This window comes from Halopenitus persicus (assembly GCF_900107205.1).
In the GTDB taxonomy this organism is placed as follows: Archaea; Halobacteriota; Halobacteria; order Halobacteriales; family Haloferacaceae; genus Halopenitus; species Halopenitus persicus.
In genome coordinates this window covers 1-20,481 of sequence record NZ_FNPC01000009.1, presented here as the reverse complement: position 1 = coordinate 20,481, position 20,481 = coordinate 1, and the positions used below count along the sequence as shown (strand labels likewise).

Annotated in this window: 19 protein-coding genes; 10 read left to right on the top strand and 9 right to left on the bottom strand. The window is 64.2% G+C overall.

Annotated elements, in window-relative coordinates; translation table 11 throughout:
* The first annotated feature begins 120 nt into the window (after nt 1-120).
* Together BLV25_RS13295 and BLV25_RS13290 are read left to right on the top strand one after the other, a co-directional pair.
* Complete coding sequence (locus BLV25_RS13295) at nt 121-3,180, top strand: FAD-binding and (Fe-S)-binding domain-containing protein (protein WP_092734148.1); 3,060 nt, start codon at nt 121-123, stop codon at nt 3,178-3,180.
* Nucleotides 3,181-3,433: 253 nt separating this feature from the next.
* On the top strand, nt 3,434-3,619 hold the full coding sequence (locus tag BLV25_RS13290; protein ID WP_021072436.1) for a DUF7331 family protein: 186 nt from the start codon (nt 3,434-3,436) through the stop codon (nt 3,617-3,619).
* Nucleotides 3,620-3,722: 103 nt separating this feature from the next.
* On the opposite strand, the gene BLV25_RS17505 is transcribed toward BLV25_RS13290, so the two are convergent.
* On the bottom strand, nt 3,723-3,890 hold the full coding sequence (locus BLV25_RS17505; RefSeq protein WP_176819501.1) for a hypothetical protein: 168 nt from the start codon (nt 3,888-3,890) through the stop codon (nt 3,723-3,725).
* Nucleotides 3,891-3,989: 99 nt separating this feature from the next.
* On the opposite strand from BLV25_RS17505, the gene BLV25_RS13285 reads away from it, so the two are divergent.
* Together BLV25_RS13285 and BLV25_RS13280 are read left to right on the top strand one after the other, a co-directional pair.
* Nucleotides 3,990-4,553, top strand: coding sequence for a Rieske (2Fe-2S) protein (locus BLV25_RS13285; protein ID WP_092734145.1), 564 nt, complete (start codon nt 3,990-3,992; stop codon nt 4,551-4,553).
* 95 nt (nt 4,554-4,648) lie between these two features.
* Nucleotides 4,649-5,719: a CNNM domain-containing protein gene (locus tag BLV25_RS13280; protein ID WP_021072440.1), complete on the top strand. Its 1,071-nt coding sequence runs from the start codon at nt 4,649-4,651 to the stop codon at nt 5,717-5,719.
* 115 nt (nt 5,720-5,834) lie between these two features.
* On the opposite strand, the gene dpsA (BLV25_RS13275) is transcribed toward BLV25_RS13280, so the two are convergent.
* The 4 genes from dpsA (BLV25_RS13275) to BLV25_RS16890 form a co-directional block, all read right to left on the bottom strand.
* Nucleotides 5,835-6,404, bottom strand: coding sequence for a DNA starvation/stationary phase protection protein DpsA (dpsA, locus tag BLV25_RS13275; RefSeq protein WP_021072441.1), 570 nt, complete (start codon nt 6,402-6,404; stop codon nt 5,835-5,837).
* 1 nt (nt 6,405) lies between these two features.
* Nucleotides 6,406-6,981, bottom strand: a complete 576-nt coding sequence (dpsA, locus tag BLV25_RS13270; RefSeq protein WP_021072442.1) for a DNA starvation/stationary phase protection protein DpsA — start codon at nt 6,979-6,981, stop codon at nt 6,406-6,408.
* A 12-nt stretch (nt 6,982-6,993) separates the two neighbouring features.
* A complete protein-coding gene (gene dpsA, locus BLV25_RS13265) occupies nt 6,994-7,539 on the bottom strand; it encodes a DNA starvation/stationary phase protection protein DpsA (RefSeq protein ID WP_021072443.1) in 546 nt (181 codons plus the stop codon).
* 104 nt (nt 7,540-7,643) lie between these two features.
* On the bottom strand, nt 7,644-7,952 hold the full coding sequence (locus BLV25_RS16890) for a hypothetical protein (protein ID WP_143114454.1): 309 nt from the start codon (nt 7,950-7,952) through the stop codon (nt 7,644-7,646).
* A gap of 128 nt (nt 7,953-8,080) precedes the next feature.
* On the opposite strand from BLV25_RS16890, the gene BLV25_RS13260 reads away from it, so the two are divergent.
* Entirely contained in the window at nt 8,081-8,500 is a 420-nt protein-coding gene (locus BLV25_RS13260; protein WP_092734142.1) for a metal-dependent transcriptional regulator, read from the top strand.
* 656 nt (nt 8,501-9,156) lie between these two features.
* Here BLV25_RS13260 and asd read toward each other — a convergent pair.
* On the bottom strand, nt 9,157-10,197 hold the full coding sequence (gene asd / locus BLV25_RS13255) for an aspartate-semialdehyde dehydrogenase (RefSeq protein WP_092734139.1): 1,041 nt from the start codon (nt 10,195-10,197) through the stop codon (nt 9,157-9,159).
* 324 nt (nt 10,198-10,521) lie between these two features.
* Between asd and BLV25_RS13250 the strand changes: the two genes are divergently transcribed.
* Complete coding sequence (locus BLV25_RS13250) at nt 10,522-12,216, top strand: Na+/H+ antiporter NhaC family protein (protein ID WP_092734136.1); 1,695 nt, start codon at nt 10,522-10,524, stop codon at nt 12,214-12,216.
* Between the two features lie 334 nt (nt 12,217-12,550).
* Here BLV25_RS13250 and BLV25_RS13245 read toward each other — a convergent pair whose 3' ends face one another.
* The 3 genes from BLV25_RS13245 to BLV25_RS13235 form a co-directional block, all read right to left on the bottom strand.
* Nucleotides 12,551-12,919, bottom strand: a complete 369-nt coding sequence (locus tag BLV25_RS13245; RefSeq protein WP_021072447.1) for a DUF5615 family PIN-like protein — start codon at nt 12,917-12,919, stop codon at nt 12,551-12,553.
* On the bottom strand, nt 12,916-13,191 hold the full coding sequence (locus BLV25_RS13240; protein WP_021072448.1) for a DUF433 domain-containing protein: 276 nt from the start codon (nt 13,189-13,191) through the stop codon (nt 12,916-12,918). The genes BLV25_RS13245 and BLV25_RS13240 overlap by 4 nt, the downstream gene beginning before the upstream one ends.
* Nucleotides 13,192-13,398: 207 nt before the next feature.
* A complete protein-coding gene (locus tag BLV25_RS13235) occupies nt 13,399-13,896 on the bottom strand; it encodes a hypothetical protein (protein ID WP_092734133.1) in 498 nt (165 codons plus the stop codon).
* Nucleotides 13,897-14,196: 300 nt separating this feature from the next.
* Here BLV25_RS13235 and BLV25_RS13230 point away from each other — a divergent pair, with 300 nt between their 5' ends.
* From BLV25_RS13230 to BLV25_RS16885, 4 genes are all read left to right on the top strand, one after another.
* The gene (locus BLV25_RS13230; RefSeq protein WP_092734130.1) at nt 14,197-16,395 is read left to right on the top strand and encodes an amino acid permease; all 2,199 of its coding nucleotides are present in this window, start codon (nt 14,197-14,199) and stop codon (nt 16,393-16,395) included.
* Between the two features lie 167 nt (nt 16,396-16,562).
* Nucleotides 16,563-18,209, top strand: a complete 1,647-nt coding sequence (locus BLV25_RS13225) for a potassium channel family protein (protein ID WP_092734127.1) — start codon at nt 16,563-16,565, stop codon at nt 18,207-18,209.
* Between the two features lie 486 nt (nt 18,210-18,695).
* Nucleotides 18,696-19,892 carry a Cdc6/Cdc18 family protein gene (locus tag BLV25_RS13220; RefSeq protein WP_021072452.1) on the top strand — a complete coding sequence of 399 codons (1,197 nt, stop codon included), beginning with the start codon at nt 18,696-18,698 and terminating at the stop codon, nt 19,890-19,892.
* Nucleotides 19,893-19,902: 10 nt separating this feature from the next.
* Entirely contained in the window at nt 19,903-20,268 is a 366-nt protein-coding gene (locus tag BLV25_RS16885; RefSeq protein ID WP_143114453.1) for a hypothetical protein, read from the top strand.
* Nucleotides 20,269-20,481 lie beyond the last annotated feature (213 nt).

The window sequence follows — 20,481 nt, the reverse complement described above, 5'->3', positions numbered from 1 at the left end:
CGAGTGACTAAACCGATCGTGGCTAACCGTTCACGATCGCGATGACGCTATTGGTCAATCGTGACCACGAACCGCGATATCGACTCACACATTTAACCGGATCCCGGACGGTGTTCGCGTATGGCGGTCGACGACCACTCGAACGATACGGCGGCGGACGACCGCGCGGACTACGACCCCGCTACCTCGGCGACCCGGCTCCCGTACGACCGTCCGGACGTCGCGGAGCACGCGGCGCTCGCGGCGGACCTTCGGGACCGGGTCGCGGGCGAGGTACGGTTCGACGAGTACGCGCAGGTGCTGTACGCCACCGACGGGAGCATTTATCAGGCGCGGCCAGCCGGCGTCGTCTTCCCGACCGACGTGGCGGACGTGCAGGCCGCGGTGCGGGTCGCCGCCGCCCACGACGTGCCGGTGTTACCCCGCGGAACCGGATCATCGCTCGCGGGACAGGCCGTCGGCCCGGGCTGTGTCGTTCTGGATATGACTCGCCACCTGGACGACATCGTGGCCGTTCGGCCGGACGAGCGCCGGGCGGTCGTGCAGCCGGGCGTCGTGCAGGACCACCTCGACGACGCGCTCGCGGAACACGGCCTCCGGTTCGCGCCCGACCCGGCGTCGTCGGGGCGGGCGACCATCGGCGGCGGCATCGGCAACAACTCGACCGGCGCGCACTCGGTCCGGTACGGAATCACCGACGCGTACGTCGAGGAGCTGCGGGTCGTGCTCGCGAACGGGGAGGTGATCCACACCCGGGAGGTCGTCCTCGACTCGCCCGAGTACGAGGCGATCGTCGCGGGCGACGACGTCGAGGCGCGGATCTACGAGACCGTGCGGGGGCTCGTCGAGGATAACGCCGCGGAGATCGCGGATCGATATCCCGACCTCAAGCGGTCGGTGTCGGGATACAACCTCCAGAAAGTCATCCACGAGCGCGCGGACGGCGAGCGCGTCATCAACCTCTCGAAGCTGTTCGTCGGCGCGGAGGGAACCCTCGGCGTCGTCGTGGAGGCCGAGCTCTCGCTGGTGACCGTGCCCGCGGAGACGGCGCTCGTCTGCTACTGCTTCGACGACCTGGTCGACGCCCTGCGTGCGGTTCCCGAGGCGCTCGAGCACGACGTCAGCGCGGTCGAGCTGATGGACGAGGAGGTGTTCCGGCTGGCCGCAGAATCCGAGGGCTACGCCGAGTACGCGGCGCCGATCCCGGATGGGACCGCCGCCGCGCTCCTCGTGGAGTACGACTCCGAGCTCGTCGACGACTTCGCGAACGCGATCGCCGCCACCACCGAGCGGTTCGTCGCGAACGGCGACGCGTTCGAGGCGATCGAGGCGTACGAGGAGTCCGCACAGGCGGACCTCTGGCGGCTCCGCAAGGCGGCGATTCCCCTGCTGATGAGCCTCGAGGGCGACCCGAAGCCGTACCCGTTCATCGAGGACGCGACCGTCCCGCCCGCGGAGCTCGCCGAGTACGTCGAGTCGTTCCAAGCGATCCTCGAGGCGCACGACACCACCGCGGCCTACTTCGCGCACGCCGGATCCGGAACGCTGCACATCCGACCGATACTGAACCTGAAGACGGAGTCGGGCGTCGAGACGCTCCACTCGATCACCGAGGACGTCACGGACCTGGTGCTGGAGCACCACGGCGCGTTCTCCGGGGAGCACGGCGACGGAATGGCCCGGACCGAGTTCACGCCGAAGATGTACGGCGAGACCCTCTGGACGGCGTTCAAGGAGCTGAAGACGGCCGTCGATCCCGACTGGCTGTTCCATCCCGGCAACGTGGTCTACCGCGACGGTCCCGACGACCCCGGCCCCGACTCGGAGCGCGGCGTCGGCGCGGACAACCGAGAGAACCTTCGGTACGGGCCACGCTATCGGTCGATCGAGCCGCAGACGACGCTCGACTTTGCGTCGGAGGGCGGGTTCTCCCACCTCGTCGAGCTGTGCAACGGCTGTGCGACCTGCCGGGAGACCGACTCGGGGACGATGTGCCCGACCTATCGGGCCTCGAGCGAGGAGGTCCAGTCGACCCGGGGTCGTGCCAACCTCCTGCGGGCCGCCATCAGCGGCGAGCTTCCCGCCGAGGAGATCCACTCGGAGCGGTTCCAGGGCGAGGTCCTCGACCTCTGTGTCGGCTGTAAGGGGTGTGCCAGCGACTGCCCGACCGGGGTCGACCTCGCGAAGCTGAAGGCCGAGGTGAAACACCGTCACCACGAGGAACGCGGGTCGAGCCTTCGGGAGCGCCTCTTCCGGGACGTCGATCGGATCTCGGCGATCGGGAGCGCGCTCGCGCCCCTCTCGAACGCCGCGACCGAGATTCCGGGTGCCCGCTGGGTACTGGAGCGGACGCTCGGGATCGCCGCCGACCGGACCCTGCCGACGTTCCGTTCGGAGACGCTGACTGACTGGTTCGCGGCCAGGGATGGGTCTGCAGTCGATGCCGCAGCGGCAAGCGGAACGGTCGTTCTCGTTCCGGACGCGTACACGAACTACAGCCATCCGGCGCCGGGGAGGGCGGCGGTCACGGTGCTCGAGGAAGCGGGGATCCGCGTCGAAATGCCCGACGATCTCGCGCCGTCGGGCCGAGCCGCCTATTCCGCCGGGTTCCTCGAGACCGCCAGGGATCGAGCCCGAACCAACGTCGGCGCGCTCGCCGGCCGCGTCGACGACGGCGCGAGCGTGCTTTTCCTCGAGCCCGCCGACGCGGTGATGGTGCAGGACGAGTATCGCGATCTCCTCGATGGTCCCGCCGTCGAGCGCGTGGCAAACAATTCCTATAGCGTGATGGAGTTCATCGATGCGTATCGGATCGACGAGGAGCTCTCGTTCGATGCACCCGACCGGACGCTGACGTACCACGGTCATTGCCACCAGAAGGCGACCAACGCGGACCACCACGCCGTCGGCGTGCTTCGCCGTGCCGGCTACGCGGTGGATCCGCTCGATTCCGGCTGTTGCGGGATGGCCGGTTCGTTCGGCTACGAGGCCGAACACCACGACCTCTCGATGGCGATCGGTCGGATCCTGGGCGACCAAGTCGCGGCGAGTGACGGCGAGATGGTCGTCGCTCCCGGTGCGTCCTGTCGCACCCAACTCGCCGATCTGGATGCCGAGCACCAGCAGCCACCGCATCCGATCGAGTTGATCGCCGAGGCCCTCGTGGCTGAACCGGAGTGAGTGTGTCCCAAGAGGTGATCGCTCCGTGAGCGACGGCGGTTGCCGGAGCGGCCTCCTGACGCGATCCGAACGGATCCGATAAACTGCGTAGCGCGATACGAATCGTCGTTCCGACGTTTCACTGGATCCGGGGGAGGGATCGGTTGTGATCCGGCTCTCCGCGCCGGCTCACACGTCCTCGAGCAAACAGCTCCGAGTCACGGTGACCGACACATCCAAACCTTTTTGTTTTAGGTTTGCCTAAAGAATCTCAATGACGACGTCTCGTAGTCAGACGCCGGCGTCCGGCGCCCGCACCGAACCAACCGGAGACGATCCCCTTGAGGAAACCCCTGAACTGAACGTCTACGAGATCCACTCCGAACGAACCGTTCTGACCGAGCCGGGCAACACCGACGCCTGGATCGCCACCGATACGACGGTCACGTTCTCGGAGTAGCGTCCGGCTTGCGGCGGTCATCGGTTCCCGGGCATCGTCCTTGTCCCGGGCATCGTCCTCGTTCCGGGCATCGTCCTCGTTCCGGTCATCGTCCTCGTTCCGGTCATCGATGTTCCCCCTCCACATCGATCTCGGCTTCGACCTCGATGGTGAGGCCGTCGGCATCGAGCTGCCCCTCCACCTCGCGTCGGTCGCCGAGTTCCAGCTCGAACTCGTCCGGGTCGACTTCGACCTCGACTTCGAGATCGACGTCGACGTCGGCATCGGCCATGTCCCAACTGGATTTAGCCAGGCCTAAAACGATGACGGGTTCGACCGTCGATCCGCGGATCCGAAAGGTACTTTTTAGGCGAACCAAAATCGTGGACGGATGCGTGACTCGATTCGGGTGTCCGTGGAGTCGGATTCCGAGGAAGCATCGGTTCACGTTCACGATGACGCGGGGGAAGTCGCCACCGACGGTGTGACGTTCCGATTCAGCATCGACGGCGCCGACGTCACGGAGGCGGACACCCCCAGCGACGAGGACACGTCGACCCGAGCGCACGAGGGGTCCGACGACGGCGAGCGTGATCCCCGTTACATCGCGCCGGTGACCGAGATCCCGACCGACAGCACGCTCCGCTGCACGGCGGTCGACGGAAACCGCACCACGGAGATCATTCTTCGGCGCGAGCGTGATGCCGGCGTCTTCGCCTGGCGAAACTCGTGTCCGCACAAGCCGAACGTCCCGCTCGATCCGGGTGACGGTGCGATCATCGACGACGATCGGATCGTCTGTCACGCACACGGGGCGCGCTTCGAGTGTGGCGACGGATTCTGCACGGCCGGCCCCTGTCGGGGGGACGCGCTTGACGAGATCGACGTCGAAGTGCGCGATTCTGACGTCTACCTGTCCGACGAACGATTCGCCGCGTGCAACCTCCCGTATTGACCTCGACCGCGCCCGGCGGCCATCGTCGTTCGATCCGGTCGACGGCGGTTTGACCTCAAAGATAAAACGTCTCGACGAGATATCACCACCCATCGATGAACACGGCTGAAATCCTGATCCGGCTTCTCGCCGGGCTCCTGCTCATTCTGACGAACGGGTTCTTCGTGGCCATCGAGTTCGCGCTGACGCGCGCGAGACAGTTCTCGAAGGACGAGTTCATCAACGACGGCCATCCCGCACTCGAGCGCGCCTGGGAGATGACCCAGGATCTCGAGATCTATCTCACGACGTGTCAGGTCGGAATCACCGCCTCCAGCATCGCGGTCGGGATCGTCGCCGAGCCCGCGCTCGCCGCCATCTTCGAACCCCTCTTTGCGGGCTCGGCCCTCGCAGGTATCGGAACGGGCGCGTTCATCGCGTTCCTGATAATCAACCTCGTTCATCTCACCCACGGCGAACAGACGCCGACCTACCTCGGCGTCGAACGCTCACGGATGGTCTGTCGGTACGGCGCCACCCCGCTGTATCTCTGTAACTGGCTGATCTCCCCCCTCATCACGCTCGGCGACGCGGTCGCGAAGTGGACGCTCAAACTGTTCGGCATCGAGATGACCGGCGCCTGGCTCGAGACCGAGGAGGACGTCATCGAAACCCGAGCCGACCTGCGAAACCGTCTCGGATCCGTGCTCGAGGAGGGCGGGCTTCCGGAGGAGCGACGCGAGGAGATCATGAACGCCCTCCACGTCGGTGAACGTGAGGTTCGCGACGTGATGATCCCGTCGGAGGAGATCGTCACCCTCTCCACGGCGGTCGACACGGCGGAGAACTTTCGGCGGATCGCGGACCATCCGCACACGCGCTACCCGATGGTCGGCGAGGAGCTGACGGACTTCGAGGGCATCATCTACGCCCCGGTGCTCGAACGCCACCGCGAGGAGTTGCAAACCGGCGACCTCGATCTCGTCGATCTCGCGGCGCCGCCGATGACGCTGTCGGCGGACGCCTCGATCAGCGACGCGATCGACCAGTTTCAGACCGAAAACCAGGAGCTCGCCCTCGTGGTTGAACACGGTGAGATAGTCGGTATGTTGACGATCACGGACCTCCTCGAGTCGATCATGGGTGACATCGAGGATCCCATCGATCGCGACGAGATCACGCCCTGACGGCGCAGTCCACGACCTCCTGCCGGCGCAGGCGCAGTCCACGTCCTGCCGACAGGACTAGATGGAGAGACTGGATCGACCGACTAGGGCTCTCCGCCGAGGTAGCGACCCGCGATCAGTTCGTCGATCCGTGCTGGACCAGCGTATCGTCTGCGAGGTACCTCTCGAGCGTGTGTGCGTCCGCTTCGAGCGTCGTGAGGTGGTCGCGCAGCAACTCGCTGGTCGCGTCGTCACCCAGTCGGTCCGCCAGTTCGATGTGCTCACGTATCTGCACCGCCAGCGTGGCGTAGCCGTCGAGATCGCGGTCGAGCGAGGACCGCACGTCGTAGTGGTGCGGTGCTTCGATGTGGATCGGCGCGTGCTGGCGGATCCCCATCGGGCCACAGACGGGCACGCCGCCGAGCGCGTGCACCCGGAGCGCGAGGTCGTCGGTGATCTCGGTGAGCCGGTCGGCGGCGTCTTCGAGGAAGTCGCCGACGTCGCCCGACTCGGATCCTTCGACGAGCCAGTGATGTTTGCGTACCTGGTTGAACAGGATGTAGAGCCCGGAGAGTTCGGAATTCAGCGCCTCCACGATCCGTTCAGCCGCGGTCGGGTCGATGCGGAGGGCGTTCTCCTCGACCGTGTCCCACTCCTGGCGAACGTGGTCCGCATCGGGTTTCCGGAGATGTGGTGTACTCGCCATGCTAGTTCAGCGCGTCCTCCCGAACGAGCGTATCGTTTTCGAGGAACTGTTCGATCTCGTGGGCGTCATCCTCGAGGTCCTCGAGGCGGTCCCGAAGCAGTTCTCCCGTCGCCGCATCGCCCAGGTCTTCGGCCAGGCCGACGTGATCGCGCATGCTCGCGATCAGCGTGGCGTAGCCCTCGAGGTCGCCTTCGAGCGAGGCTCGGATGTCGTATAGATCCTCCGCCTCCAGGTGGACCTCGGCGTGGTCCTGCAGCGTCGGCGGCGTGTTCGGTGGAATGCCTCCGAGTTCGACGATCCGGACCGCGAGGTCGTCGTTGATGTCGCGCACGCGCTCGTACGCGTCCTCGAGGAAGTCCGCCACGTCGTCGTGTTCCGCCCCCTCGGCCGTCCAGTAGTGCTTGCGCAAGAGATAAAACAGGTTGAACGATCCGGCGTGGTCGACGCTGAGGGCGTCGACGATCACCTCGGCTTCGTCGCGGTCGATCCGGAGCCGGTTGTCACTAACCGTTCCCCACTCCTGGCGGCGTTCGCCGGCGTCGGGCTCGCGGACCAGTCCGATCTGACTCTTCGTCATCGTTCGTATCCCTCAGTTGAGTGCCGCTTCGAGAACGAGCGTGTCGTCCTCGAGGAAGTGCTCGAGCTCGTGGGCGTCATCCTCGAGGTCCTCGAGCGTATCACGGAGTATCTCGCTCGTCGCGTAGTCCCCGAGGTCCTCGGCGAGCGAGATGTGCTCGCGCACGGTTTCGATGATCTCGCCGTACATGGCGAGGTCGTTCTCCATCGAGGTTCGGACGTTGTAGACGTCCTCACCCTCGAACTCGACCGGTGCGTGGTCCGAAAGGGCGCTCGGACCGCTGATCGGCACCCCGCCGAGGGCCTGGACGCGTTCCGCGATGTCGTCGGCGTTGTCCTCGGCGTCCTCGGCGGCGTCGCCGAACCAGTCGTGAAGCTGCTCGAACTCCGCCCCGGCGACGTTCCAGTGGTGCTTCCGGAGCTGGTGATAGAGGACGTACGTGGCGGCGAGATCGGTGTTCAGCGCTTCGATGACCTGTTCGGCCTTGTCGGTGTCAATACGGACGGCATTCTCCTCGACGGTGCCGGCCTCTCGACGAAGGGATTCGTTGGTGCTCATCAACTCCTCCTTGGACCTCCATCCACATAAATATTGTCAACTATAGAATATTTTAGGCCTGCCCAAAAACGTCCTGGGGGAGCAGGGGGATTTTATATTTCGGCCTAATCAACCTCATAACTCGATCTAACCCGGAGATCGTACTGCGTATCCTCACCGTGAATCTCCGATATCAAACTGCATCTTCGTGATAGCGTTTTGATATAACTTCGAGGGTTGACCGACGTCCGCTCCAACGGTCCCACGGGATCTCGCCGTTCTCCGCGCTCTTTCCCACCGTTTCCCTCGTCTTTCGCCACCGTTCTCCTCGTTTCTCCACCGTTCTCCTCGTTTCTCCACCGTTCTCCCCGTCTTTCCTCACCCTTCCCTCCGCCTTTCCCGTGGTCATCGACGGATCCGGTTTCCTCGCCCATCGGGATCGAAGAATACATATTATTTTAGGCTTACCTAAATCGTAATGCACTCGCTACGGATCGCGTTCGTCCGGCAACCGACTCGCGATCGGAGACACGCTGGGAGCCACGCGATGAGGTCCTGACCCATGGGTTCGAGGGATCGATATCTCAAAGTGATTTATGCTCTCGAACGGACGCGCGTTGCGGACACGTTCATCGCCACCGGTGCCGTCGCTGACGTGCTGGACGTCCATCCCTCGAGTGCGACCGAAATGTTCGCGAAACTGGAGTCCGACGGCCTGCTCCACTATGAAAAGTACACCGGCGTCACACTAACCGACGCAGGGCGCGATCGTGGTCGGGCGCTTCTCGAAAACTCGTGTCTCATCCAGCGGTTCCTGCGGGACGTCCTTGAGGTCACCGACTACCGGGAGGAGGCACGAGCGATCGAACCAGTGTTAAATGCGGACGTCGCGGACCGGCTGTCGCTTCTCATTGATCGGCCGCCCGAGTGCCCGGACTGTTTCGACGGAGAGACGGGTCGCTGCAGCTACCTGGATGAGTGACATCCTCCCCGCGCTGAAGCGCGAGGATTCCTTGGTGGGGCGTCGGGCCGTTCCGTCAGCCTCCGAAGGCAACTTCCCCATCCACGGCGGATGAGTTCCGGGTTTCTGCGCTACACGTCGGCCCTCGAAACGAGGGGATGGCGTATTCGGCGTCCGAGAGGGACGCGGTATCCGCTTGTGCCGTACCCGATACCGTCTAACCCGAGGCGTCCGAATACCGGGCAACCACCCACGGTTGGAATGTGAGTGGACACGGGTCGTGCCATCGACCGTACTCCACCGATGAGGGCGGAGTGCAACCGCGAACGGGGCGTGTTTTGGTATGCTGTCGCCCCCTCGTTTGCGCGGTCGTTGCCGACCGTCTCCAGTGACGGGTAGGGGTACTGTTAGGACGGCGAGCGAATCTCAACCACGTATTCCCCACCGGGTTTGCCGGTGGTGGGCGTGGAACCGTCCGTATCAGCGGGAAGCGACCCCGATTCTTCCGATTGAAAGTTTACGCGAGTTGTCTTGCTCCACGGTACGACGCCGGGCTACTTGCTAATGTCGATTGTTGAGGGTTTCTCGGATTCATCCCCGCGCGAAAGCACGGGGCTTTCTCCTCGATACTCCGTAACCGATGGGCGGGATCATCCGACGGACCAGCCCTGCAGCGTTCAGATCCAGCCTTCTTCCGCCAGCAGCTCGCCGTTGAGGATCGACGCGCCCGCGGCGCCGCGGATGGTGTTGTGCGCGAGGCAGTTGTACTTCACGCCCTTCGTGGTCGTCCGGACGCCGCCGGCGACGATCCCCATCCCGTCGGCGTAGGTGCGGTCGAGACGGGGCTGTGGGCGGTCGGGTTCCGAATCGTCGAAGACCTTGATCAGTTGGTCCGGGGAACTGGGGAGATCGGCGGCAGGCTGGTCGCGCATCGCCTCGCGGACGGCCTCGGGCGAGGGGTCCTCGGCGAGCTCGGCGAAGACGTTCTCGAGGTGTCCGTCGAGCGTCGGGATCCGGTTACACGAGGCGGCGACGTCGACCCCGTGGAGGGTGACCTCGGCGCCGTCGAAGGAGCCGAGCAGCTTCCGGGACTCCGTCTCCATCTTCTCCTCCTCGCCGCCGATATGCGGGATCGCGTTGTCGATGATCTCCATCGAGGTGACGCCGGAGTAGCCGGCGCCGGAGACGGCCTGTAGCGTCGCGATGTGCGCGCGGTCGAGCCCGAACCGGTCGAGCGCCGCGAGGGTCGGAACCATCGTGATCGTCGAGCAGTTCGGGTTCTTCACGAGCGCGCCGTCCCAGCCGCGCTCGTCGCGCTGAACGTCGATCAGCCCGAGGTGGTCCGGGTTGATCTCGGGAATCGTCAGCGGGACGTCCTCGGCCATCCGGTCGTTCGAGGAGTTCGAGGAGACGACGTAGCCGGCCTCGAGGAACGGCGGCTCGACCGCCGCGGCGACGTCCGAGGGCAGCGACGAGAACAGGAGGTCGACGTCGTCCGGAACCGCTTTCGGGTCGGTCTCGACGACTTCCATCTCGGCGACGTCGTCCGGGATCGGCGTGTCCACGCGCCACTTGGCGGCTTCTCGGTACGTCTTGCCCGCGCTGGCCTCGCTCGCGGTGACCGCGGCGAGATCGAAGGTCGGATGATCGTCGAGCAGTTGGATGAATCGCTGTCCGACGGCGCCGGTGGCACCGAGGATGCCGACTCGTACAGTCATTGCTGGGTGTGGGTCGTTCCCGCATAAGTGCGTTCGGATTCGCGACGATCGATGGGGTGATCGACGGTCGATCGTCCGAACGGACGGGGCGTTCACCGAACCCGAACGGAAGTGGCGTGGCCGAACCCGGACGAGAGTAGTGTAGTCGAATCCGGGCGGAAGTGGCGTGGCCGAACCCGAACGAAAGTAGGGTAGTCGAATCCGGACGACCTGGTCCGTTCGTCGAACGCGACCGGGACGGACCGGGATGGGACGACGACGACGTAGTGGTGTTCTCCGAACGGGGTATGTTTTTAAGTATTCACCGAACGAATCGTCTCGGATATGGCAGAGTTCGGCGCCGCATCACTGATCCCACCCGTGCTCGCGATCGCGTTGGCGATCGTGACACGCAAGGCGGTACTGTCGCTGTTCCTGGGCATCTGGTCCGGCGGCGTGATCCAAGCCGGAGGGCCGAACCTCCTCGGGGACCCGGTCGGCTGGGTCTCCGGGGTGGTCTCGGCCGGATTCGGATTCTTCCCGGCGTTCGACTGGATCATCGCGGCGATCGCCGGGGAGTTCCACGCCACGATCATCGTTTTCACGCTGTTTTTGGGCTCGGGCGTGGCGATGGTCTGGAACCTCGGCGGCTCCTACGCGATCCGGGATTGGGCCCTCAAGCGGCTCACGACCCAGCGCAAGGCCGGGGTCTCGATCGCCGTCCTCGGCGTGATCCTCTTTTTCGACGACTACGCCAACACGGCGATCGTCGGCAGCTCGATGAAGGACGTCTCGGACCGGCTCCGGATCTCCCGCGAGAAGCTCTCGTACCTCGTCGACTCGACGGCGGCGCCCGTGGCGACGCTGGGGATCTCCTCGTGGGTCGCCTTCCAGCTCTCGCTCATCAGCGACGGCTACGAGGCCGCGGGCGTGACGGACCACCCGCCCGTCTTCGAGGTGTTCGTGAACTCGATCCCGTTCAACATGTACGCGATCCTGGCGATCGTGATGGTGTTCGTCATCGTGATCTCCGGCCGCGATTACGGCGAGATGCTGGTTGCGGAACACCGGTCCTGGTCGACCGGCAAGGTCAACCGCGAGGAGGCGCGGCCGATGCAGGACGTCGCCGCGGAACTCGGCGATCCGTCGGCGGCGAACCCGCGGCTCGTGAACTTCTTCGGCCCGGTCGCCGTGCTGATCGCCGTCACGCTCATCGGCGCGCTGTGGACCGGCGGGTTCACCCTCGGCGGGTTCCTCGCGGACCCGACCGGCGCCCTCTGGGACGGCGTCACCAATGCCGCCTACGACAAGGCGCTGTTGTACGGCTCCTTTGCGATGGTCGTCACCGGGTTCGTCCTCGGGAAGGCGTACGGGATCTTCGGGCTCGGCGAGGCAACGGACACGACGATCGACGGGTTCGGGATCATGTTGACCGCGGTCTCCATCCTCTCGCTGGCGTGGGGGATCGGCGAGGTCGTGAGCGCACTCGGCACCGGCGAGTACGTCGCCGGCGTCGCCGAGGGCGTGGTGAACCCAGCCATTCTGCCGGCGCTCGTAGTTGTCATCGCGGCGTTTATGGCCTTCTCGACGGGGACGTCCTGGGGCACGATGGGCATTCTCACGCCGATCGTCATTCCCGTCGCGTGGTCGATCACGGGCGGCGGCGCCGCGGGCCACACCCTCGTCGCGGCGATGGTCGGCGCGATCTTCTCCGGGTCGATCTTCGGCGATCACACCTCGCCGATCTCGGACACGACCGTCCTCTCGGCGACGTTCACCGGCGCCGACCTCATCGACCACGTCCGAACGCAGCTCTACTACGCCGGGACCGTCGGGATCGTCGCGATCGTTCTGCTGCTCGTGTGGGGATACGTCGGCATCTCGCCGGTCGTGTTGCTCCCGATCGGCGCGGTCGTCCTCGTGGGTCTCGTCTACGGGCTCTCGGAGTTCGACGCGCGGCGTCGCGGCGTCTCGCCGATCGCCGCGAACGCGCCGCGGGACGACCTTGAGGACGTGGACGCGGATCCGGGCGCGGACTGAGCGGATCCGGGTGCGGACTGAGGACGTTCGTCTCGGAGTTCGGCAGCGCCGGAGCGACGGTACGAAATTCGGACGCGTCGGACGCCTTAAGGACGTGTGGTTGCTAGGAGACGTACGCGCCTTTAGTCCCCGCCGGAGCATTCCCGACTGGGAGCGATGACCGAGCGGCGAACCCGGGCGCGGTACATCCTCGTCCGAGCACGTTCGAGCGTGTTCGGACCGTCCGCCGGAACGTCTCCGGCCGCCCGGCACGAGGGTTTCCCGGTCGACACGGCACGCCGCCGGAGATGAGACCGGTCGTTAGTGTTCCGGGCGTACACTTTCGCTCGCGCAGTCACTCGTGGAGCCAGTCGTACCACTCGTCGAGATCGACAAGTTCGTTCTCGATACCCGTCGAACCGTACTGATTGAAGACCTCATCTACTGTTCGAGCAAGCCCTTCGGGATCGTTATCGGGGAGTTTCTGATCGTAGTACAGCAGCATTCCAGTATGGTCGTGAGTTCGGTGAAGCGGTTCGAAATCCTTGGCGTTGTTCGTGAGCAAGACGACGGTCTCATCTGCACACCACTGGAGGAGTCCGACATCGTTCGTGTGTTCTCCGAACTGGTCTTTCGCTTGAACGACATCGTATCCGCGTTCGGAGAGCAGTCGCTCGAAGATCCGACCGACGTGTTCGTCCAGAAGAATCCGATCCCCCGTCACTGGATAGTCTCTTTTGGCTTCAGCGAGGACTCACGGACGCGCTCGAACGCGTCTTCGTTTTCTCGTTCGAGGTCACGCATCTCCTCGACGTGATCGTAGTAGTACGAGAGTGCCTCGTAGACCTCTGCGAGAGAGAGATCGAGCTGATCAGCGACGTATGCAGGCGATTGACCGCTATCTATCACTCGCGCGGCTACGTGACGAACGCCGACTCTCGTCTCGTCGATACGGGGTTCCCCGCCGAGCACATCGTCGTCACGAGTGATCGTCATACAGTCCCGTAGGGCCGCCTTCGTTTATACGTCTTTGGCGCCGCTCCCTATTGCACCCGTTTCACTTCGACCAACCCTACTAGTAGAAACTCGCCCGGTAGTGTTCCGGGCGTACATTTGGCTCGTTTCGTAGCGCTCCGCTCGCCGTTTGACCGCGACGGGGGTTCCGATGTGTCCGGGGCGCGCGTGGTCGTTCCTCACATCGAATTATGAGGATTCGTCAGCGAGCCACTGCCGTAGCTCGGTTTCTTTCTCGTCGTAGACTGCGTCCGGATGCCGATCCGTTCCCTGACGTACGATGGCTTTGAGTTCCTCGAACAGCTCTTCGCAAAGCGATTCCAACTTCTCGGAATCGAGCCGGGAGCTGTCGTTCATAATCGGGAACTCACTCCGTTCGGACTGGGACAGTTCCTGATGGAGTCCGCGAGCGAGGGGTTCATACAGGTTGGCGACGCGTTTCCAGTCCGCCACCTCTTCCAGCGACTGCCGTCGATACTCGTCGTCGGTACTGACCTTTTCCGCAAAGTTCCATATGTACACCTCGGTTTGCTCCCCGAAGTAGAACCACCGATTCACCAGCCAATCCTCTTCGGTATCGGCCGGCTTGATGATCAGCAAATGATTGCTACCGACTGGTCCGCCCGTATCAAACACTAGCGTTGCCTTACACCCGTTGACGGTTCGCTCTTCTATCGTTTCGCGCACGACGGCGTTCCCTGCGGTATCAGTCAAATACGTTCGGAACGGATGTGGTTCGCGCCAGATCGAGTACCGGTATCGGGACTCGAGATACCGCGGGCCCGAAGAATTCCGGATATCCGTAGCATCATCGAGCCAAACTGGCTGTGAAAATTGTATCCGACCACGCCTTTATTGGAGTGTATCTCTTTTTTCCGGTCACACGTGAACGACCGCCCAATCGTCGCTGATTCGTTGTTCGTCTCGGGGTTCGACGTTGCGGGATCGGGTGCCCGGAACCACCGTGCAGGTTTCGGGGCACGGTAGATGGGGAAGCAGCTGGAGCGTGATCTGGGCCTTCCGTCGGTGACGGCCATCAGCATCGGTGCGATGGTCGGGAGCGGCATCTTCATCCTGCCGGGGCTGGCGATGGAGATGGCCGGTCCCGCGGTCGTGTTCGCATATGCCCTCGCCGGCGTGTTGGTGTTGCCGGCGGCGCTGAGCAAATCGGAGATGGCGACCGCGATGCCCGAGGCCGGCGGGACCTATCTGTACATCGAGCGGGCGATGGGGCCGCTGTTCGGAACGATCGCCGGCGTCGGCACGTGGTTCTCGTTGACGTTCAAGGGGGCGCTCGCGCTCGTCGGCGGCGCGCCGTATCTGGTGTTGTTGTTCGACCTGCCGGTGACGCCCGTCGCGCTGGCGGTGGCGGGCGTCCTGATCGTCCTGAACGTCGTCGGCGCGAAACAGACCGGGCGGATGCAGATCGCGATCGTCGCGGTCATGCTGGCCGTGATGGTCTGGTTCATCGTCGTCGGGGCGCCAAGCGTCGATCGTGCCCGCTTCGGGGGATTTTTCGGGAGCGGATTCGAGGGGATCCTCAGCGCCACCGGGTTCGTGTTCGTCTCGTACGCCGGCGTCACCAAGATCGCCAGCGTCGCCGAGGAGGTGGAGAACCCCGACCGGAACCTCCCGCTGGGTATCCTTGGATCGCTCGTCATCACGGCGGGCATCTACGTCGCCATCGTGACCGTGATGGTCGGCGTCGCGGATGCGTCCGCGCTCACGAACACGGAAACGCCGATGCAGGTGGCGGCGAGCAACGCGCTGCCCGCGATCGGGGTTGCGGCCGTCGTGGTCGCGGCGCTGCTCGCGCTGATCAGCACCGCCAACGCGGGCATTCTCTCCTCGTCACGGTATCCCTTCGCGATGAGCCGCGACGGACTCGCTCCGGACCTCTTCGAGGACGTCAGCGACCGGTTCGAGACCCCGGTGAACGCGATCACGATCACCGGCGGAGTGTTGCTCGTGCTCATCGCGTTCGTCCCCATCGCCGACATCGCGAAGCTCGCCAGCGCGTTCAAGATCCTGGTGTTCGTGCTGATCAACGTCGCGCTGATCGCCTTCCGACAGGGGTCGATCGAGGCGTACGAGCCCAGCTTCGAGTCCCCGCTGTATCCCGTTCCGCAACTGGTCGGAATCGGCGGCGGGATCGTGCTCCTGCGGTACATCGGGTTCGTGCCGCTCGTCGGAGCGGTCGTCATCATCGTCGGCTCGATGGCGTGGTACTACCTCTTCGTCTCCCGGCGCGGCGGCGTTCCTCGGGAGGGCGCGATGACCGACGCCCTCCGCCGGAGCGTCGGTCGGGACGTCGTCGAACAGACCGAATCCGAGGTCGAAACCGCGGGCCACGAGGTGCTCGTGGCGGTGACCGAGCGGACGCCCCCGGACGTCGAACGCGCCCTGATCGATCTGGCGGCGGACCTGGCACGAACTCGGGAGGGTGGCGTTCGCGTCGCCCAATTCGATGAGGTCCCCGACCAGACGCCGCTCCCGCAGTCGGCCGCGACGCTCACCGAGGCCGACCAGGCGTTCGAGGCCAGAATGGCCGACCGGGCGACCGATTCCGAGATCCCGATCCGGTACGGCGAGGTCGTCAGCCACGACACCAGGCACGCCATCGTCAACTACGCCGACCACGTCGACGCCGACACCCTCCTCATCGAACGCTCGGCCGGGAGGGACACGCTGCTGGGCAGCGACACGCAGTGGATCGAGGACCACGCACCGTGTGACGTCGTCGAGGTCTCGAACCTCGATCACGATGCGGTCGAGCGGATCGGTGTCATTACCGACGAGGGACCGTTCGATCCCGCGAAGGTCGCCCTCGCCGACGCCCTCGCCACGGCGACCGGTTCGACCGTCACGTTCTACCTCCCCATCGGGGAGGATCAACCGGAGAGCCGTCGAAACACCACCGCGGACTATCTCACCGAGCTCGTCGCGCTCTGTGCGGCGCCGGTCGAGACGCGTCTCGTCGAGTCGGGAACTGACGCCGCGGTCGAGCGCGCGGCGACCGATTCGGACGTCCTTGTCGTGAGCGGCATCCAGCGCGATCTCACGGACCGCCTCCTCGGTCGCGGGTCGGACCCGGTCACGGCCGGAACGGAACACGGAACGCTCGTCGTGTACGGGGCGAGCCAGCCGGGACGGATCCGCCGGGTGGTCGAGCGACGGCTGTTTTAAATCCGGTTCGGGAACGGGGGCAACTCCGATTCGAGGACGGTTTTGGGAACCGGATGTGGAAGGTGTGGCAGTTCGTTTCGGAACCGAAAGTGATCCGTATGGCAGTTCGTTTCGGAACCGAAAGTGATCCGTGGACCTTCATACCTGCCCGCCGAACGGGTGAGCGTATGGTGTTGCGTACGCGGCGGACGGCGTTCTATCTCGCGTTGGTGCTGGCCACGACCGTCCTCTTCACTCTCGTGTACAACACCGGAATGGCGGTCTGGGAGGGACGTCCCCAGCCCCTCTACCGCTCGCTCGAGGTGGTCGTCCAGAGCTTCACGACCACCGGATACGGGGAGGACGCGGGCTGGCAGTCGCCGCAGATGAACCTGCTCGTGATCACGATGCAGCTGGCCGGGATCGGGCTGATCCTCACCGGGGTCGACGTCTTCGCGGTGCCGTGGCTACGGGAGGCGGTCACGCCGACTCCGCCCGAGTCGATCGACGTCGGCCCCGGCCACGTGGTGATCTGTGCGTACACTGCGCGGACGGAGGCGTTCATCACCGAGCTCGAGGCCCGCGGCCGCGCGTACGTGCTCGTCGAGCCGGACGCGGACACGGCGCGCGAGCTCCACGACGAGGGATATCGGGTGATCCACGGCGATCCGGAATCGACGGCCGCGCTCGAGAACGCTCGGATCGGGACCGCGGAAACGGTCGTTGCGGATTCGACGGACGACGCCAACGCCAGCATCGTGCTGGCGGCCCGCGACGCGAACCCGGACGTCCGAGCGATCACGCTCGTCACGGATACGGACCTGGCTCGGTATCACCGCGCCGCGGGCGCGGACGAGGTGCTCTCGCCGCGACAGATCCTCGGCCGGAGCCTGATCGGCGAGATTCCGACCGCGGTCGCGACCGACGTCGACGACGGCGTGACGCTGGGCGAGGACTTCGAGCTCGTCGAGGTGACCGTCGCCGCGGATAGCGACGTCTGTGACCGCCGATTCACCGAGGTGAACGTCCGCGAGCGGTTCGGCGTGAACGTGATCGGGGCGTGGATCGGGACCGACTTCGAGACGCCGGTCGACCCGGAGATGCAGCTTGACGCCGGAACGCGGCTGCTCGTGGTCGGCGCGCCGGACCGGATCGAGACGTTCCGCGAGGCGACGGCGGCAGCGGTTCGAACCTTCCCGTCCCAGCGGATCGTCCTCGCCGGATACGGCGATTCCGGGCGCGCGGCGTACGAGGCGCTCGCTCGGACGGGGTCGCGCGTGACTGTTCTCGATTCGGAGAACGTTGACGACGGTGACGTGGTCGACGTCGTCGGTGATGCCCGGGACCCGGCGGTCCTCGAGGCAGCGGAGATATCGGAAGCATCGGTGTTGGTGCTCACGATCGGCGACGATACGACCGCGATCTTCACGACGTTGATCGCGCGGGAGCTGAATCCGGATCTCGACATCGTGGTTCGGGCAAACGACGACGCGAACGTCGAGAAGCTCTATCGGGCCGGTGCCGATTACGTCCAGTCGTTGGCGACCGTCAGCGGTCGGATGTTGGCCTCGACGGTGTTCGAGGACGAGGAGGTGCTCGCTTACGACAAACGGATCAACGTGGTTCGGCTGCCCGCCGGGTCGCTCGGCGGATCGACGATCGCTGATGCGGACGTCCGTGGACGAACCGGCTGCACGATCGTCGCCGTCGTGCGCGGCGGCGCGCCGATACACGGGTTCGATCCTCACACGTTCCAGATCGAGGCGGACGACGAGTTGATACTCGTCGGGACTGACGACGATGTCATACGGTTCGAACGCGAGTTTGTGGAGTAGGCCGGCGTTGGTCGGTGTGTAGGCCGGAGTCGGTCGGTGTGTAGGCCGGAGTCGGTCGGTGTGTAGGCCGGAGTCGGTCGGTGAGTAGGCTGGCGTCGGTCGGTGAGTAGGCCGGCGGCGGTTGGTGAGGCGGGACGATCGGCCGGGGAGAGTGAGAGTACATTTCGTGTGCTTTCGGTTGCTCGGGTGGGGGGAGGGATAGAACGAGGATGGGGAACCGGGGGGCGGAGACTATCGAGACGTTTATATTTACGATCGATTTTCGCTGCTCTATCGGAGTGAGAGAGTACGTTTCGTGTGCTTTTCCAAAAGAACCTTCCTCGCGCTAGATCCGTAACCAGGGGATGTCACGCGATCACATCCGGAGCCAGTGCGACTCTTATGGCTCGATCGCGGATCGATCAAAGCAGACGAAACAAACGAAAAGAGGTTTTAAGTAGTCGTGGGGAGAACGGCGGAACAGGTATGGGAGGACCGCGGATCTAGATGGGCGGACCGTTCAGCGATCTCACGGAGACGATCTTCGCGGACAAGTCCGTGCTCAACGAGAGCTATCAGCCGGAGGAGATCCTCGAACGCGACGAGGAGATCGAGGCGTTCAGCCACGCGCTGCAGGACGTGCTGTTCGGTCGCGAGCCCGAGAACCTCTTTTTATACGGGAAGGCCGGTCTCGGGAAGACGGCCGTGACGAAGTATATGATGAACGAGCTGCAGTCGGAGGTCGCGGTTCGTGAGGAAGCGAACGACCTTCACGTCCATCAGGTCAACTGCAACGGGAAGACGCTGTTTATGGTCGTGCGTCGACTGGTCAACGACCTGCTTCCGGAGGACGCAAGCGAGTTTCCGAAGCGCGGGCTCGGGACCGGCGACGCGTTCGACGAGCTCTACGCGCAGCTGGACCGGCTCGGCGGCACGCACCTCATCGTCTTCGACGAGATCGACCATCTGGACGACGTGAACACCTTGTTGTACGAGCTGCCGCGAGCGCGGTCGAACGGCCACCTCACCGACTCGCTCGTCGGGATCATCGGGATCAGCAACAACTACACGTTCCGCCAGTCGCTGTCGGCGAAGGTCAAGGACACGCTGATGGAGACTGAGATCTCCTTCAGCCCCTACGACGCCGGCGAGCTGCGGCGGATCCTCCACGACCGTGCCGATCGCGCCTTCATCGACGGGGCGTGTGACGACTCCGCGATCGCGAAGGCGGCCGCGCTGTCGGCACAGGATATGGGTAACGCCCGACAGGCGATCGATCTGCTTCGAGTCGGCGCCGAGGTCGCCGAGCGACAGGGAGACGAGGTCGTCTCCGACGACCACATCGAGGACGCACGGACGCTCGTCCAGCGCGGGCGGCTCCGGAACAAGATCCGCGACCAGACCGAACACGCCCAATACATCCTCGAGACGATCGCGAAGCTCGACAAGCGCGGCGACGTCCCGGCGCGTTCGAAGACGATCCAGGACGGCTACGAGCAGGTCGCCGAGGCGTACGGCGCCTCCCCGCTGACCACGCTGAAGAGCATCCAGGATCACCTCTCGGATCTGCATATGCTCGGGTTTCTCCTCCGCCACGAGCGCAACTACGGCTTAAAAGGGGGCCAGTACTACGAGTACGAACTCGACCTCGATCCCGACATCGTTCTCGAGACGCGCGAGGAGATCCTCGCGGCGGCGGATTGAGCGTGAAGCGGTGACGACTCTTCCTGTCAATACTATCCTTGTTATTATCCTCAGTTCTAAACAGATGTATCGTATAGAGATGGGTAGTATAGATTATATTGTATATCGCGGTGGTTTTACGGAAACGAAGTATGATGGTGCATTTATGACGTCGGAAGAACACACAACAGTGACGATTTCGAACGAAACAGCGGAAAAAATAGCTGAGATCGCACGTGAACACGATCTCGAAAGTATGCCAGATGCGATCGATTATGCAGTGGATGTGACTCGAGATTTAGAAACGACTTCAGATCCTGAACTAGAAGAACTCTCGGATTCGGAATTCGCAGATGAAATTCTCAGCATCTCGGATACTGAGAATTTCTCACAATAATCACAGTACTCACGTCTCTCTCCCTATCACTTCCTCTCTCTACAGGCGGAGTAGGTCGAGTGCCTCGGGATCGTTCCGAAATCGGAGACTTCCGTGATGACGTGACGCTTCGCATCTCGAACCGCTTGTCCCGAAGTCCTTCACCGTTCACCTTCTCCCCTCCACACCCCGACCCTCCCGGTTCGAAAGCACACGAAACGTACTCTCTCACTC